General features: G+C 48.2%; 12 protein-coding genes. 6 read left to right on the top strand and 6 right to left on the bottom strand.

The window, feature by feature from the left end; genetic code table 11:
* Positions 1-11 precede the first annotated feature (11 nt).
* Together BMW93_RS20170 and BMW93_RS20165 are read right to left on the bottom strand one after the other, a co-directional pair.
* On the bottom strand, positions 12-887 hold the full coding sequence (locus BMW93_RS20170; protein WP_090380443.1) for a mechanosensitive ion channel family protein: 876 nt from the start codon (positions 885-887) through the stop codon (positions 12-14).
* 149 nt (positions 888-1,036) lie between these two features.
* Positions 1,037-1,780, bottom strand: a complete 744-nt coding sequence (locus tag BMW93_RS20165; RefSeq protein ID WP_090380440.1) for an SHOCT domain-containing protein — start codon at positions 1,778-1,780, stop codon at positions 1,037-1,039.
* A gap of 164 nt (positions 1,781-1,944) precedes the next feature.
* Between BMW93_RS20165 and BMW93_RS20160 the strand changes: the two genes are divergently transcribed.
* The 3 genes from BMW93_RS20160 to BMW93_RS20150 all read left to right on the top strand — a co-directional run bounded on the left by BMW93_RS20160 (position 1,945) and on the right by BMW93_RS20150 (position 5,048).
* A complete protein-coding gene (locus BMW93_RS20160; RefSeq protein WP_090380437.1) occupies positions 1,945-2,784 on the top strand; it encodes a hypothetical protein in 840 nt (279 codons plus the stop codon).
* Positions 2,785-2,919: 135 nt separating this feature from the next.
* Entirely contained in the window at positions 2,920-3,798 is an 879-nt protein-coding gene (locus BMW93_RS20155) for a hypothetical protein (protein WP_143061680.1), read from the top strand.
* A gap of 386 nt (positions 3,799-4,184) precedes the next feature.
* Positions 4,185-5,048 (top strand): hypothetical protein, encoded by an 864-nt coding sequence (locus tag BMW93_RS20150; protein ID WP_143061679.1) that lies wholly within the window; start codon positions 4,185-4,187, stop codon positions 5,046-5,048.
* A 121-nt stretch (positions 5,049-5,169) separates the two neighbouring features.
* On the opposite strand, the gene BMW93_RS20145 is transcribed toward BMW93_RS20150, so the two are convergent.
* Together BMW93_RS20145 and BMW93_RS20140 are read right to left on the bottom strand one after the other, a co-directional pair.
* The gene (locus BMW93_RS20145; RefSeq protein WP_090380429.1) at positions 5,170-6,255 is read right to left on the bottom strand and encodes a M48 family metallopeptidase; all 1,086 of its coding nucleotides are present in this window, start codon (positions 6,253-6,255) and stop codon (positions 5,170-5,172) included.
* Between the two features lie 17 nt (positions 6,256-6,272).
* Entirely contained in the window at positions 6,273-7,226 is a 954-nt protein-coding gene (locus BMW93_RS20140) for a YjgN family protein (RefSeq protein WP_090380426.1), read from the bottom strand.
* A 159-nt stretch (positions 7,227-7,385) separates the two neighbouring features.
* Between BMW93_RS20140 and BMW93_RS20135 the strand changes: the two genes are divergently transcribed.
* Positions 7,386-7,646: a filamentous hemagglutinin gene (locus BMW93_RS20135; RefSeq protein ID WP_090380423.1), complete on the top strand. Its 261-nt coding sequence runs from the start codon at positions 7,386-7,388 to the stop codon at positions 7,644-7,646.
* A 144-nt stretch (positions 7,647-7,790) separates the two neighbouring features.
* Positions 7,791-11,963, top strand: a complete 4,173-nt coding sequence (locus tag BMW93_RS20130) for a carbohydrate-binding protein (RefSeq protein ID WP_090380421.1) — start codon at positions 7,791-7,793, stop codon at positions 11,961-11,963.
* A 54-nt stretch (positions 11,964-12,017) separates the two neighbouring features.
* Here the strand turns inward: BMW93_RS20130 and BMW93_RS20125 are convergent, their stop codons facing one another.
* Entirely contained in the window at positions 12,018-13,037 is a 1,020-nt protein-coding gene (locus BMW93_RS20125; RefSeq protein ID WP_090380415.1) for a GlxA family transcriptional regulator, read from the bottom strand.
* Positions 13,038-13,257: 220 nt separating this feature from the next.
* Between BMW93_RS20125 and BMW93_RS20120 the strand changes: the two genes are divergently transcribed.
* Positions 13,258-13,755: a DUF1579 domain-containing protein gene (locus tag BMW93_RS20120; protein ID WP_090380412.1), complete on the top strand. Its 498-nt coding sequence runs from the start codon at positions 13,258-13,260 to the stop codon at positions 13,753-13,755.
* Here BMW93_RS20120 and BMW93_RS20115 read toward each other — a convergent pair.
* The gene (locus tag BMW93_RS20115; RefSeq protein ID WP_090380409.1) at positions 13,752-14,864 is read right to left on the bottom strand and encodes a YhcG family protein; all 1,113 of its coding nucleotides are present in this window, start codon (positions 14,862-14,864) and stop codon (positions 13,752-13,754) included. The genes BMW93_RS20120 and BMW93_RS20115 overlap by 4 nt on opposite strands.
* Positions 14,865-14,926: the final 62 nt, after the last annotated feature.

Genomic DNA, 14,926 nt, shown 5'->3' with positions numbered 1-14,926 from the left:
TATATTCAGGATTATGCTTCTGATTTTCCCGGTGCTGGCGGTGTAAGGTCTACTGGCCTTGCGGGCGTCGGGAAAGAAATATTGTTTTCATCAAAAACCCGCTTCACGACCTTCATAGCGGCGCTCTTTGCCGGCCCGGGGCCAGTTTTGTCCTGCCTGATCCAGAAAAGTATTTCAAAATCGATGCTTTTCTCGGTGAACCGGGTGAAGTTGAACTCGATCACTTTCAACGGGTCGATAAAATCCAGTTTCCTTATGACGTTCAACGCGAGGCCTTCCACCAATGCGAGGTCGTCTTTGTAGCCAATGCTACCTTCCATGCGTACACGCCGCTCGCCTGAATGCGTGAAATTCACAATCGGCTTCTGGAAAATATCCTTACTTGGCAATTCCACCTGCTGCCCTTCAAAATTATCCAGCTTCACCGACCGCAGCCCGATCGACAGCACCTTGCCCGTGTAGCCGTTCGTTTCGATGATGTCACCCACCTGAATCGGCCGCTGAATGGCGATGAATGCACCGGAAATGAAGTTGGTCGTGAGATCCTGGAATGCAAAACCGAGCGCCAGGGCGAGCACGCCCGCGCCTGCGAGCAGCGACGTAACCGTTTTATCCAGTCCCAGAACACCCAATGCGAAGAAGAAGCCGGTGGTGATGATCGAAAGGCGGGTAATGGTCGAAATCAGCCCCACCAGCGCCACATTTTGCGACGCATGACCCAATATGCGCTCGATAAACTTCCCTCCGAGCCTCGACAATATCCTGAAAACTACCAGGATAACGATGGCGATAAGCAGGTTTGGCAAGAGTCGGTAAGCTTCCACCGACCAGCGGTCGACCTTAATGGCGATGGGATCTACTATTTTGGAAATTTGTGCGAATATCATATTTCAATTAAATCTGCGCGGTATCGGACTGTTAAAACCGGCGCACTTTAAACAGGCTGCAACCTTAAAATGTTGTGTGGAGCACAAAAATAATGAGCGGGGCCCGGATTCGATCCCGGCCCCGCCCGCTTTTTACTTTTTGCAAGATATCAGAGACGGTCAAGCAGCTCCTTTTTCTTTGCCCTAAACTCTTCCTCGGAGATCTGCCCTTTTTCAAAAAGGATGTTCAGTTTCTCAATGGTACCCATAATAATATCCTGCGGACTTTTGTCTTCCGATCTCAGGTCGGCATTCGATGTGACGTCGTAAGCAATCTCCGGCGTCGGCTGCCGCGGCGAATCCGGGTCGGATACGATCTGCAATGCCGACAAATCCACTTGTCCTTCCTGACTGGTAAACCGGTAGGAACTTGTGGAACCCTGCTGCTGCGAGACGCCCGTGATATGGTAATGCTTCGTGTCGTAGATCGTGCGTTTACCGCCGTCCTCGATCACGAGCCGGCGTACCGGCGCGAAATAAGCGTACCGGAAGTTATTCTGAGAACCGCTGGACGTAGGATTTCCAAAAATAGTCGGCCAGGAACCAGATGTTTCCCTGCGCTCCGGCTCTTCGCTATCCTCGAACAATACGCTGGTACTCACCAGTCCGGCAAGCTCATTGCAAAGCTGGTCCACCCTCGTTTTCAACGCGCTGTTGAACATATCGCCCACCATCGTCATACCCCCTTTCATCCACTGCCCTGCCCCACCAAGCTCCCGCACGTTGAATTGCGCCATGGTGCCATTGCCCCTGACGATCGCTTTCAAAAGCGCTTCGACGGTTTCGGATTGTAAACTATATCGGTCAGCAATTGCATTCACTTTTTGCTGCCCGTCTGTGCTTAATGCTTTCATGATTTTGATTTTTAAACAACAGCCACAAAAACAATGCCATAGCGCCTGAAATACCGCAGACTTATCGATCCCGGCCGCTCACGCATCGGATTCCCGGCGACTTCTACATTGCGCCTATGTTTGACCTGACACTAGTCAAATTGTTCAATTAATCACAAAACGTTATGAAACAACTTACCGTAACAGGAACCCTGCTGAAAGGGCTGGTACTGGCTTCGCTGCTGACCGGATGCCAGAATGACGACGTTGTAACACAAAATTCGCAGTCCGGTGTTATGACCAATGACCGAAATGCCAAGACTATCTTCACGCCGCAGCTTATAAAAGAAGGCGCGAACGAACTGGAATATTTCGGAGATTATGATTTGAATAGGGGAAAGTTAAAGAAGCTGACCAATCTCCCCGACGGCACTTACACGGAATACCAATACAACGGCCAAACGATAGTAGCACAACGAAGAAAAATCTCGACAAATGCGCTTGTCTATCAGGTAACCTATCAGCTGGACGCGTCGGGCCGATGTGTCGAAAGCCTGAGTACCGAAACCAATAAACCATTGAAATACGAGTATGGTCAACTCGGCAGGCTGGTAAAGGTTTATAATAAGAATAATTCCAACGAGCGAATGGAATTCCAGTATGCACAGAATAATGCGCCATTATTAAATCAAATAAATTTCTTTGACCAGGCAAATACCCCAACAAAGGAAATTACTTACAACTATTCTGTTCAGGCCGGCGGCCAGCTGGAAAATAAATACCCGACGAATCCGGATGCACTGGGCACTACAAGTAAATACCTGCCCCTGTTCGGAGTTTTTCATTCAAACCTACCGACACTGGAAGGGATAAAATCGCTCCCCTGGAACGGCGCACCATTTCCGGGAAATGCTTTGACATATAGCGTCAATTCCGGCGGATATGTCAAAACAATTATTGCGATCTCCACAATGACCAATTCGACGATTTTTACAAGCCGCACTTACACCACGTCGAAATTATAACCCCGGTTTAATAGCCTCTCTAAAACCGAAGGCTTATTCAGCCAGTCCGCACACCCATCGGATTACTGGGATAATAAACACTACCTCTATGTTTGAACCGATAATTTTCAATCACACATTTAATCATTAATGATTATGAAAAGACTTCACATCGCAGGGAAATTGTTGAAATGTCTATTGTTGGCAGGATTGCTGACGGGATGTCAAAATGAAGATGTTCTGGCACCGGCCGACACAGTGGCGAACGTTTCAAACGATCAAAATGCCAAAATTACGGCGGAGATCAGGCTTGTAAAAGAAGGTGAAAAAATAATTCAATATCATAAGTCCGGTCGATTTGCAGGCTATGTGTCAAAAGTAAGTGAAGAGTACTATTACACCACTTATTCTTACGTCGATGGTGCTGTGCCAGGTGCTTACTCGATTACAAGTAAGCAATATGCAAAAGGAAACGACGCGCTAGTTAAAGAAGTGAATTATGTCATAAATGAAGATGGAGTATGTACTAAAAGGCATGATCTAACAAGCAACAAGATCTCCAACTTCACTTATAAAAACAGAACCCGGTTAGAGAAAATCACCTTGCAGGGGAGCTCAGAAAAAGCCGAATTTATTTACATTGTTGCGTCGGACACGGGTAAAGATCGTCTTTATAAAATTATTCACTCCAATAATAACGGAGCTTACAAGGAAATAGAATTTTTCTATAATATGGGTGTCGGAACCCAAACCAAGCCCGATAAGTATGCCCTAAACAACGAGCATACCTGTCTGGATAAATATCTTCCAATTTTTGGAGCATTTAGTGATGTTATAGTTCAACGTGCTCAAATCACTCCGCTACCATACACAAATCAATCCAAGCCATACTACGAATACTTTTATCTCCTGAACAATGATGGCTATCCCATATCACTTGATAGGCGGATGTATCCAATAGGAAAGGGATTCAATGCCGGCAAACAAACCAGTGTGAGTCTTTTCAAGTTTTCAACCCAGTGGGCGGGAATATAGGAAACTTATTCCAAAAATAGTCCGTCATCTTGGCGGACTATTTTCTGGCATTAATTGTATACCACACTCGACTACGATTTGAAACACTATTCTACTTGGCGACACTTATAGTACTAGTAACAAATAAGAGAATAGTTTATTTAAAAGTTAGAATCCAAGACAGTCAAAGACTAACAAGAGCTGTAATTAAAATATTCAATAAATATAAAAGCAGGCAATCAGATTGATTGCCTGCTTTTATATTATATCTCTTGCAACTAATACAAAAAACAACAATACAATCATCAACAAAAGCCGTTAATTAAATATTTTTTAAATGAAATCATTTCTTAGATACATTTAAATCGAGCGTTTTATTATAATCATCATTTAAACATCTAAGCATTATGGAGCATTCAAAAATTTCCGGAAAACTATTAAGAAGTATGCTATTGGCAGGACTGCTGAGCGCTTGCCAAAACGATGAATCAATTGCACCATCACAATCCTCATCCGTCGAATTAACTGACCAAAATGCGAAACTCATCGCCAATCCTAATCTGGTAAAAGATGGAGATAAGACGTTGGAATATGTCAACTGGGGCAGATATGCAGGTAAACTTTCCAAAGTGTCCGATACCAAGTATTTTACAGAATACTCTTATAATGACAATAACGGCTCCACCGATTTATGGATTACCAGCAGGCGTTACGATAAAGCCAGCAACGCTTTAATAAACGAGCACAAATTCCAGATCTCGAATGGAAAATGCATCGCAAGCGATGACGTGACCAACCAGATCAATTATTCATACATATACAACGCCGCAAATCGGCTGACCGAAATAAAGGCAATACCGCAGAACGCGCCGGTCTACAAAATTGTGTTTGATCATGCCTATTACAGTGCCACGAAAGAATACCGGCTGCGAACAATCACCTTTCACGAAAGCACAGGCCTAGTGAGCGAAATAACAATTGGCTATACCCTGCCGGGCGGCGCACTGATCACGGATAAATACCCGTTGAATCCAGATATCGGGTTGGATAGATATCTACATATCTATGGGAATTTCAGCAACTATCTGGCTCAACAAATATCGGTAGCGCAGCTCAATGCTTCAAATCAGCCGATAACATTTACCAAACTCACTTATTCGACCAATTCCGATGGCTACGTAACGACGAGAGTTACCGAATATCATCCACTCGGGTTTGGCAACAATAATGGTGTAAAAACTACTATTGATTTGCTCAAATATTCGAATTAAATAACAATAAAAATAGGTGACCGTAGATGTCACCTATTTTTATCCCAAGTATCCCGAATTAATTTTTCTAAAATGGCCAACGACTTGATTCGGACCGGGCCGTTCCTCAAATGTCCCGGTTTTATTTCAGGGCTTGTTCAATCGCCTCCCACTTTCGTTCCAAACCGATATCCTCCTTCACAGGCTTTTGGTTCTCCGCCATTTTCTCCGCTTCCTGCAACCGATCCTCCGTCAGTGGATGGGTACTCAGCAGTTTCAAACTCCCAATATCCCCATGTTCGTTTTTAAGCATGGTAAACAAATCCACAAAACCCTTCAAATTCAGCCCGTCGGCCTGAAAAATGGCCATGGCTTTGCTATCCGCTTCGGTTTCGAGCTCGCGGGAGTAAGTGAGGTTGGCGAGCATGTTGGAGTTGTCGGCCAGGACGGTTACAATGCCGTTGATGTCGTTCAGGAGCAGGGAGAGGAATAAATAGCCTCCCAGACTTCGGAAAATGTTACGCAACGAGTGGCGGTAATGCACGTGAGAGACTTCGTGCGCCAGTAACGCGGCAAGTTCTTCCTTGGTTTTCATCTTACGGAGGATACCGTCGAATACCACAATGCGACCGCCCGGTAACGCAAATGCATTTGCGTCCGCATTCTTTACGACCGTCACGCGGATCGGATAATGGGTTTTGAAGTTGATGGACTTTACAAAATCGTTTGTAGCTGCCGTGAGGTGCTCGTCGACATCGTAAGCCTGGATCATGTTATCGTACATCGTGTCGCCCATTTGCACTTCGGTGCTCACGGGGAAACGCGCGGCGACCGCGCCGGCCAGCCAGGGAAGGCCATACCAGTAGCCCAGGCCCATCAATATCACGACGGCGAATGCCACGGCTGTGATGGTGGCATTATTCAACTTGAAAATATTCGTGATCCGCTTTTTGAAGAACACTTTTTCCGGATAGCGTTTTTTGAGCGTTTCGGGCAGGCTTTCTTCCTTGCATTCGATAGTTTGCTGCGGGAATTCTCCGTACCTGAAAATGAACAACGTACTGAAATTGTCGTCCGTCACGATGCCGGGCAATGCCCATCGCACCGAGGTGAGCTCGCCCGAGGGATCACGGTAATGAATGAGCCAATGATCGGGCATGAGGGTGAGGGTCGCGTCGTGCGCGATGGACAGTCGGCCGTCGTGGTAACGGACACTAAAATTGTACATGAAGCCAGCGGGGTCGGTTAAACAAGCCCAATATCGATCATATCCGCAAGATCTTCACCGGTTGCGTCGGTATAATCAGCTTCGGTTTGAACGATCGCGTTGACATCCAGCGGTCCGTCGATATGGATATTGTCAAATACGAATTGCATTGTGCGCACGATCGCCCAGGGAGTCCCTAAACCAAGGCTCAGTACGATGATCAGCAAATTGATCACAATCAATTTGAAGTACGCGCCCGCAGTGGCTGTCGAACGGAAGTTCAGCCGTGTTTCGCCCTGGTACATGCGGATATTGTTGACATAATAGGCAAAAAGGTCTTTTGCCCACCAGAAAGAGTAAATTCCCAAAGTGATCAGCGTCAGAAAATAGCCTTTTACATTCAGCCAGAAAAAAGCCCCGCCCTCGCCTTCGTACGAGAATGTAATATTTCCGAAACGCAGGTTCTTGAAAATATACTTCCGGATTTCAATGACCAGCCATGCACCGTAAATGCCGAAAGTAACGAGCGTAATGATAGCCCCGACGATAAACATATTCAGAAACTCCTTCCTGTCGCCCCGGTACCCGAAATGGATTCCCCGCCACGACGACCGAGACGTTCTGTAACGAAGTGCGCCGTGAATGGCAATAGGTATCAACAGCAGGAACCCTATGTAAAAGACAGCGACGCCGATCATCGTAATGGTGGCGTTTTTGGTGAAAATTGCACCGAGCAGAATGCAATAAAGCCCCAGGAAAATACCTATCGCTTTGATAAAACCGATAAACATTTCCTTACCAGTCCCATGAAATGTAAAACGGCTTCCTTCGAATTCGGATTCCTCATACATGTATTTCAACAACGCGGCCCTTGCCCAGGGATAGTAGAGCCCGAAAGTCACAATGGTCAGAAGAATATTGACAATGTAGATACCGAAGAGTTTGGCCCCTTCCCCATGAAAGGTAAGCTGGCGGGTTTCGTGCTGTTCCATTTAGTTAGATTTGAATTTGAAGAAGTCCAAATATAAAAATTTCAATTTGCTAATAAATTAAGTAACCATTACCAGGCACAAAAAATCAAGAGTTAATTATTCTCCGGCATAGTTATTTTAGTCATCTACACATTCATTTCATCAAAACAACCGGAAACCATGGATATCTATCAATTAGCCAACGAATACCTGGACACTACCGACGGTGGCGGCGATCCCAGCGATCCGCGCGAAACGCCGCCGTTCGATCCACGCCCCGAAGTACCGTCGCCGGACATGCCCGAGGAAACCCCGCCGTTCGAAAGGGAACCCGAGACACCGCCCGTAGATCCGGAGCCTGAACTTCCGCCGGTTGAACCGATCGTACCGGAAGTAGAGCCGCTGCCGGGCGAGGAGCCTGGTATTCCCGCATTTAGGTAACCGAACTTTACAAAATGTACTATTTTGAAGTTTTTCATTACTAAGCAACTATATTTTCTAATTCTGTCACAAAAACTACTACAAAATTTGTAGTCGAAATTAAATTCGCCGTATCTTCACTAAATTTCTTTGTAGACCCGACGAATGGCTAAAATTTTTACCCTCTGTTTTTTACTTGTCTCCTTCTCTATTCAGGCTCAGTCATATAAGCCGCTTCCCGGAAAGATCGAAGCAGAAGATTATACTACAATGAACGTCGTTGGTACCGAAAACACTTCGGATGCGGACGGCGGTCTTAATGTGGGCTGGATTCAGGATGGCAGCTGGATGGATTATGCCGTTCAGGCACCGTCGGCGGGCTACTACACGTTCAGGTTTCGTATTGCGAACGGGTACAGCCCCGAAGCCACTCTGGTCTTACAGTCGGCAAGCGGCGTTACGCTGGGCAGGGTAGTTCTTCCTCAAACGGGTGGAATGCAGGGATGGCAGACGGTTTCGTTCGTCGCTCTACTTCCGCAAGGCAATCAGACAATCCGCGTTTTCGCCGAAAAAGGAGGTTGGAACTTCAACTGGTTCGAGGTAACCGGATCACGCACGCTTGCCGCCGGAAAAGTGGAAGCAGAAAGCTTCGATGCCATGCATGAAGTGCGCCTCGAAAATACAAGCGACGAAGGCGGCGGCCAGAATGTGGGTTACATCGACGATAACGACTGGATGGACTACAACCTGAGCCTCGCAAATGCGCGGGATTATGAAATCCAGTTCCGGGTGGCGAATGCTTACGGGAACGGCATTATCGAAATCCAGAATGCAGCCGGGGCCGTGCTCGGGCAAGTGAACATACCCCAAACGGGCGGTTGGCAAAACTGGGTGACGGTCAGCACTACCGTCCCTCTGCCCGCGGGCAGCCAGGTGATACGCCTGTTTGCGCGAAGCGGCGCCTTCAACTTCAACTGGTTTTCGTTTGTGTCAGCGGGCGCCCGCATTACGGGTACGATCCTGCCTGCGAAAGTCGAAGCGGAAAATTTTGACGATTCATACAGCGTACAACTCCAAAATACGGAAGATACCGACGGCGGCCAGAATGTGGAATGGATCCAGGACAACAGTTGGATGGATTATGACGTACACGTTCCGGTCGCGGGCGTTTTCACATTCAACTACCGAATTGCCAACGGGTACAGTCCGGAGGCGACCCTGGCCCTCAAAAACAGCGACGGTGCAGAACTGGGCAGCATTCTGTTGCCGCAAACAGGTGGTATGCAGGGCTGGAAGACCGTGAGCATGCTCGCTTCCCTCCCGGCCGGTAACCAGCGTTTAAGGGTTTTTGCCACGAAAGGCGGCTGGAATTTTAACTGGTTTGAGGCCAAAGAATCCCGTGCATTGACGAGCAGAATAGAGGCCGAAACTTTCGATGTGGCGTCGGATGTACGCACGGAGGTTACAGGCGATGTGGACGGGGATATCAATGTGAATTACATCGATGATAACGACTGGATGGATTACAATGTGAATGTACCAACGGCTGGTACTTACACGATCAACTTCCGTGTTGCCAACCAATGGGGTAACGGGAATATCCAGTTCAAAAATACAAATGGTACGGTGCTCGGAAGCGTGGATGTACCGCAAACCGGCGGCTGGCAGAACTACACCACCGTTCGCACCACTGTTCAGCTGGAAGCGGGAAGCCAGGTATTCCGCATTTTCGCCAATCGCGGTGCATTCAATTTAAACTGGTTCGAAGTAATCCCCGGCTCCGTTCAGGGACAATCGGTGATCACTTTTGAATCCATTTCGGACAAGAACCTGACCGATGGCTCATTCAACCTGACCGCCAGCAGTACGAATCCGGAAACGCCCGTTCAATTTACTTCTTCCAATCCTTCTATCGTTTCGGTTTCGAATGCGACCGGTATCTGGAAAGCATCCATTCATTCAGCCGGACAAGTGACCATCACCGCTTCACAGGCCGGCAATAACAATTATCTGACGGCCGAAAACATCGCCCGGACATTTACGGTTTCGGATAACTCGAACCCCAACAACCCGGCGCTCGGCACCAAAATCCCGATCGACCCGAAACGCTGGTACCAGCTTACCAATGCAGCCAGCGGCCTCGACGCGCTGTTCGACGGCAACACGCAGGAAAACGTGAATACCGGTTGGGGAAAGGTGATCAACAACTACGAAGCCTATTATCCGTTGAAAGAAGGTGAGCAAATTACGCTCAATGGTATAAAATTCTTTGACTTTACGGGCACCGCGCAGGATTTCCCGCTGACGCTTTCGGTGATTACCGATCAATGGGAGCGCATACCGGTCGCCACTTTTACGGGCGAGATCTACAACGGCTGGGTAGGCCCCTACCCCGACCGACAGCTGTCCGGCGACGCGCAGTTCAGGCTCGACCAGCCAATGAGCAATATCCGGTACCTGGTAATGACGATGTCCAACACATTACCGACCGAAATCGAGTTTTATGGAAGTTACACACCGGGCAACGAAACCGTCAAACCGGCGCGTGCCCAGCATATCAAACTCAACGATATGCTGGGTGTAAATGGTTATGAATGGTATTTCCAGGACGGCGCGCATACGGAATCGCTCGTGGAATCGAAAGTGCAGGCAGCCAAGAGCTTCACCGGCCTGCGGCATTATATGGATTGGGAAAAGCTGGAATCGACGGAAGGCGTTTATTCCTACAACCCGACATTGAGCGGCAGCTGGAATTATGATTTGATCTACGAGCGCTGTAAACAGGAGGGCATCGAAGTACTGGCTTGCCTGAAAACCCAGCCCAACTGGATGATGCAAACTTATCCGGAAGACCAGCGTGATCCTGAAAATGTGCCGGTACGTTACGGAAAGAACTTCACCGAGCCGATTTCATACATCGAGCAAGCCAAAGTGGCATTCCAATATGCGGCGCGTTACGGGAGTAATGTCAATGTCGATCCGACGCTTTTGAGCGTTTCCACCACGCCAAGATGGACAAACGACCCGGTTAATACTGTAAAAATCGGTTTGAACCTGATCAAATACATGGAATGCGATAACGAGCGCGATAAATGGTGGAAAGGCCGTAAAGGTTATCAGACCGCCCGGGAATATGCTGCAAACATGTCGGCATTTTACGATGGCCACAAAAACACGATGGGTGCCGGTGTCGGTGTCAAAAATGCAGATCCGAATATGAAAGTGGTGATCGCCGGGTTGGTTACCGGCCCCGATTTCGTGAAAGGAATGGTGGATTGGTGCAAAGAATTCCGTGGATACAATGCCGATGGCTCCGTGAACCTCTGCTGGGATATCGTGAACTTCCATTTATATACGGACGATGCGTCATCGAACCAGAGCGGGACATCTACACGCGGTGCCGCACCGGAGGTTACCAATGCCAATGTGCTGCTCGACAATTTTGTAAAAGTCGCGCGCGAATTATCGAACGATCAGCCTGTGTGGCTCACCGAAGCTGGCTACGACCTGAGCCCGGAGAGCCCGTTAAAAGCGATTTCGATCGGCAATAAGTCCGTACAACAAACCCAGGCCGATTGGATTCTGCGTACGTCGCTCTTTTCTGCACGTCACGGGGTCGAGAAGGTGTTCTTTTACCAGATGTACGACAATGGCGGCTGGGGTATGTTCTCAACCTCCGGTTTCGTAAATGACGACCAAACCCGCAGGCCGTCCGCGGATTACTTCCTGCAAACACAAAAACTGTTCGGCCAATATGAATATAAGGAAACGCTTCACAACGACCCGATCGTAGACCGTTATGAACTGAACGGCCAATCGCTCTTCATTCTGACGGTACCCGATGAGGTTGGCAGAACCGCTGAATACACCGTAAACCTCAACCAGTCGGGCATTGCGCGGATTTATACGCCGACTGCCGGCGCGGATAATATGGCTATGACGGAGTTACCGATCGTGGATGGCAAAGTAACCGTTACAGCGGGGGAAACGCCGATTTTCGTCCTCGCTGCCGAAGGCCAGAATGCAAGACAGGCAGCTATGGAAATGGCGGCACCAGCAGTTAAGGAAGAATTCTCGCTCCACGCCGAGGCCAATGTATATCCCAATCCTGCTTCCGATTTCGTCAGCATCGATCTTGCGAATGACAAAACCGGACAAATAGAAATCCGCATTTTTGACGCCAAATCGGGAACGCTTTATAAGAATATGCGGGTAAATAAAACCGCTAACCGTTTCTCGCATCAGCTGAATATTATGCAGCTTCCCGCAAGCGTGTACATCGTCGAAATCAAACAAGGCAATGAGCGTGCATTCCGTAAGATTGCCAAGGTCAACTAATAGAACTTGATCATTGCAAAAAGCCCGGACTTTTGAGATCCGGGCTTTTTGCTTCTAGTCGAGGTAGGAGGCGCCGCTCATGCGCCGGTTCCATCGTCCGCCGGTTTCCAGTCGGGCGATATTGAATTTGTCGCGATATTCTTTCGGCGTTACGCCGGTACTTTTCTTAAACAGTTGCCGGAAGGATTTCAAATCGTTGTAACCCGAATTCAGCATTACTTCGAGCACACTCTGGTCTGTTTGTGCCAGCAATTTCTTGGCGGCTTCAATGCGCGTCCGCTGCAAATATTCGATCGGCGTCACGCCGATCGCCTGCTTAAACCGCCTTACCACATTTCTCCGGCTCGCCGGTATGTCCTGAATGAGTACTTCAATGGTACTGCCTTCCTGATATTCCTTTTCGATCTTCTGCTGTGCCATATTCACCAGCCCGTCGCCATGATTTTGCGGCGGCGCGAAAGTACCGAAATAGGTCTGCTGCTCGCGGTCCATATCGATCGCGAACATTTTGGCTGTCCGCAGCGTAAGGTCCTTTCCGCAAAACCGCTGGATCAGGTACAGCATGAGATGGAAGCTGCTGGTAGCGCCGCCACTTGTGAAAATGCCCTTATCTTCTGTGACCACGGCATCGCTTTTCATGATAATATCCGGAAAATTCGAAGCCAGCGCCTCGGCCGCGTCGATGTGCGTCGTGGCGTGCTTGCCATTCAGCAGGCCCGCGGCTGCTAGCAGGAACGCGCCCGTGCAGAAGCTGGCCAGTTCGGCGCCGTTTTTGTATTGCTCCCAAAGCCAGGGAATACAACATTGGTTGCTCATAGTCGAAAGCTGAACGTCCCCCGCACCGAACGCCGGTACGAGTATGAGGTCCTGCTTGGTAAACTCATGAATCGATTGCATCGGGTAAGCGCCGTAAAACTTCCCTGGCTCGGCGTCCGGCGAGAATAATGTAATATTAAAGAAATGGGGCTGGTTGGCACGCTCGTAGAAGCTGTTCACGGACTCGAAGACGTCGAGGATCGCCGCTACGCTCAATAATCGGTGCCGATGGGTAATTAATAATCCTAATTGTAACATGTTGTTGATGTGTTTAAACTTTGACATTCAGATCAAAGCGGGCACCAATATAGAAATTTTGTCTCAAATACCCCTCCCGATTGGCGTTTTAAGCAATTGCTTCGCATCTCATTTTTGTTAAATTTTGGATTTCTATATTAATATTTTATTACCACTAAAACATTTATCCAAAAGAAGCCTGATTACTTATACATTCGCCATCATCTAGATCTGAATCCTTATGAGCAAAAGTAAATTTGAAATATCGCTGGAATCCGGGGCACATCATCAACTCCAAGCCTTAACCGGCAGCTGGCAAGGCACCACCAAAACCTGGTTCGAGCCCAATGTCCTCGCCGATGAATCCGACATGACCGGCACGATCAAATCCATCCTCGGCGGCAGCTTCCTGATGCACGAATACCAGGGTAGCATCGACGGCAAACCATTTCAGGGCATTGCCATTTACGGTTTCGATATCCCTAACAGCAACGCGCAGGCATTCTGGATAGACAGCTTTCACATGGGTACCGGCATGATGCTCTCCAACGGCACCCCTACCGAAAACGGATTTTCGGTTTTAGGTCAATACAGTGTACCCGAATACCCCGCGCCCTGGAACTGGCGTACCACCGCTGAGTTGACCGATCCGGACACTTTGGTCATCACTGCCTACAACATCTCTCCGGAAGGCCAGGAAGACAAAGCGACCGAAACGGTTTACAAAAGGATTAGCTAAGGCCGCATTTGCGCCAGCTCGTTTTGGATGAAGGTTTGCAACTGTTCCTTGCTTGGAAGATTGACGACATACTTACTTACAAACAGCTGCATATCGCTATCCGCAACCGCGTATTCCACCAGCGCCCGGTTCTGGTCCGTCACCAGCAGTAAGCCCACTGGCGGATTATCGTCCCGGGCCATTATTTCTTTCTTGTAGTAATTGATGTAGGTTTTAAGCTGACCAATGTGCTCATGCCTCACTTCATTGGTTTTCAGCTCGATCAACACATGGCATTTGAGAATCCGATGGTAAAACACGAGATCGACGAAAAAGTACTCGTCTCCCATAGTGATCCGCTTCTGCTTCGCCTCGAAGCAGAAGCCATGACCTAACTCAATCAGAAAAGCTTCCAGGTTATCGACCAGCGCCTGTTCCAGTTCGTTTTCGTAAACTACATCTTTGGCTTTCAAACCAAGGAATTCAAAGGTAAAAGGGGATTTGATAATGTCGGCAATACTCGGACGTTGCGCATGCTCCTCCACGCTCCGGGCCAGTGCGTCGGGGTCAATACTCATTCCGGAGCGTTCGTAGTAGAGGGTGTTAATTTGTCGTTTGAGTTCTGAGACGCTCCAATTACCCATTACGCACTGCCGCTCATAGAAGGCCCTTTTTTCGGGTTCTTTTAGCGGAAGTAATAAGGCGAGATGTGAAAATGAGAGCCGGGAAAGCAATACTTCTGCGTCGATCGAAAGCTTGCTGTTTGGGTCGTTTACAACCGCATTAACCTTATCCAGCTTTGCGGGAAGGTCATTCAACCTAATCGAAGGCATACTTTTGAATTGGGCAGAGAGCGTCTGCCCAATTTGGGGATAGGTAAAATAGAATTGCCTGAACAGTTTCAGGCTTCGTACACTTAGCCCGGCCGTGTCCAGGGCTTTGGCCAATTCTTCAACCAGCCGCTGCCCATACCGCGCCCGGTCTTCACCATTCTGTTCAAATTCCACAATGTGAAAGCCGATCAGCCAATTGCGGATAGTCATGTAGCGATTAATGGCTTTCGAAGCACTTTGTTGAAGGGTGGAGTTGGTGTCCTGAATGGCCGATACCAAAGCGTTAAAATTTGTCATGATTGATGAAGTTTTGATGAGAAAGCCAAAAGATCTGATGCTCTTTGTTACTTCGCCAAATC

The organism is Dyadobacter sp. SG02, from assembly GCF_900109045.1.
Classification (GTDB): domain Bacteria; phylum Bacteroidota; class Bacteroidia; order Cytophagales; family Spirosomataceae; genus Dyadobacter.
This window is presented reverse-complemented; position numbering and strand designations above follow the sequence as displayed.

Excerpts from the sequence above, each read along its gene's own strand:
- BMW93_RS20150 (WP_143061679.1), top strand. The coding sequence starts at position 4,185 with ATGGAGCATTCAAAAATTTCCGGAAAACTATTAAGAAGTATGCTATTG.
- BMW93_RS20170 (WP_090380443.1), bottom strand. The coding sequence starts at position 887 with ATGATATTCGCACAAATTTCCAAAATAGTAGATCCCATCGCCATTAAG.
- BMW93_RS20120 (WP_090380412.1), top strand. The coding sequence starts at position 13,258 with ATGAGCAAAAGTAAATTTGAAATATCGCTGGAATCCGGGGCACATCAT.
- BMW93_RS20125 (WP_090380415.1), bottom strand. The coding sequence starts at position 13,037 with ATGTTACAATTAGGATTATTAATTACCCATCGGCACCGATTATTGAGC.
- BMW93_RS20155 (WP_143061680.1), top strand. The coding sequence starts at position 2,920 with ATGAAAAGACTTCACATCGCAGGGAAATTGTTGAAATGTCTATTGTTG.
- BMW93_RS20140 (WP_090380426.1), bottom strand. The coding sequence starts at position 7,226 with ATGGAACAGCACGAAACCCGCCAGCTTACCTTTCATGGGGAAGGGGCC.
- BMW93_RS20135 (WP_090380423.1), top strand. The coding sequence starts at position 7,386 with ATGGATATCTATCAATTAGCCAACGAATACCTGGACACTACCGACGGT.
- BMW93_RS20130 (WP_090380421.1), top strand. The coding sequence starts at position 7,791 with ATGGCTAAAATTTTTACCCTCTGTTTTTTACTTGTCTCCTTCTCTATT.
- BMW93_RS20145 (WP_090380429.1), bottom strand. The coding sequence starts at position 6,255 with ATGTACAATTTTAGTGTCCGTTACCACGACGGCCGACTGTCCATCGCG.
- BMW93_RS20165 (WP_090380440.1), bottom strand. The coding sequence starts at position 1,780 with ATGAAAGCATTAAGCACAGACGGGCAGCAAAAAGTGAATGCAATTGCT.
- BMW93_RS20160 (WP_090380437.1), top strand. The coding sequence starts at position 1,945 with ATGAAACAACTTACCGTAACAGGAACCCTGCTGAAAGGGCTGGTACTG.
- BMW93_RS20115 (WP_090380409.1), bottom strand. The coding sequence starts at position 14,864 with ATGACAAATTTTAACGCTTTGGTATCGGCCATTCAGGACACCAACTCC.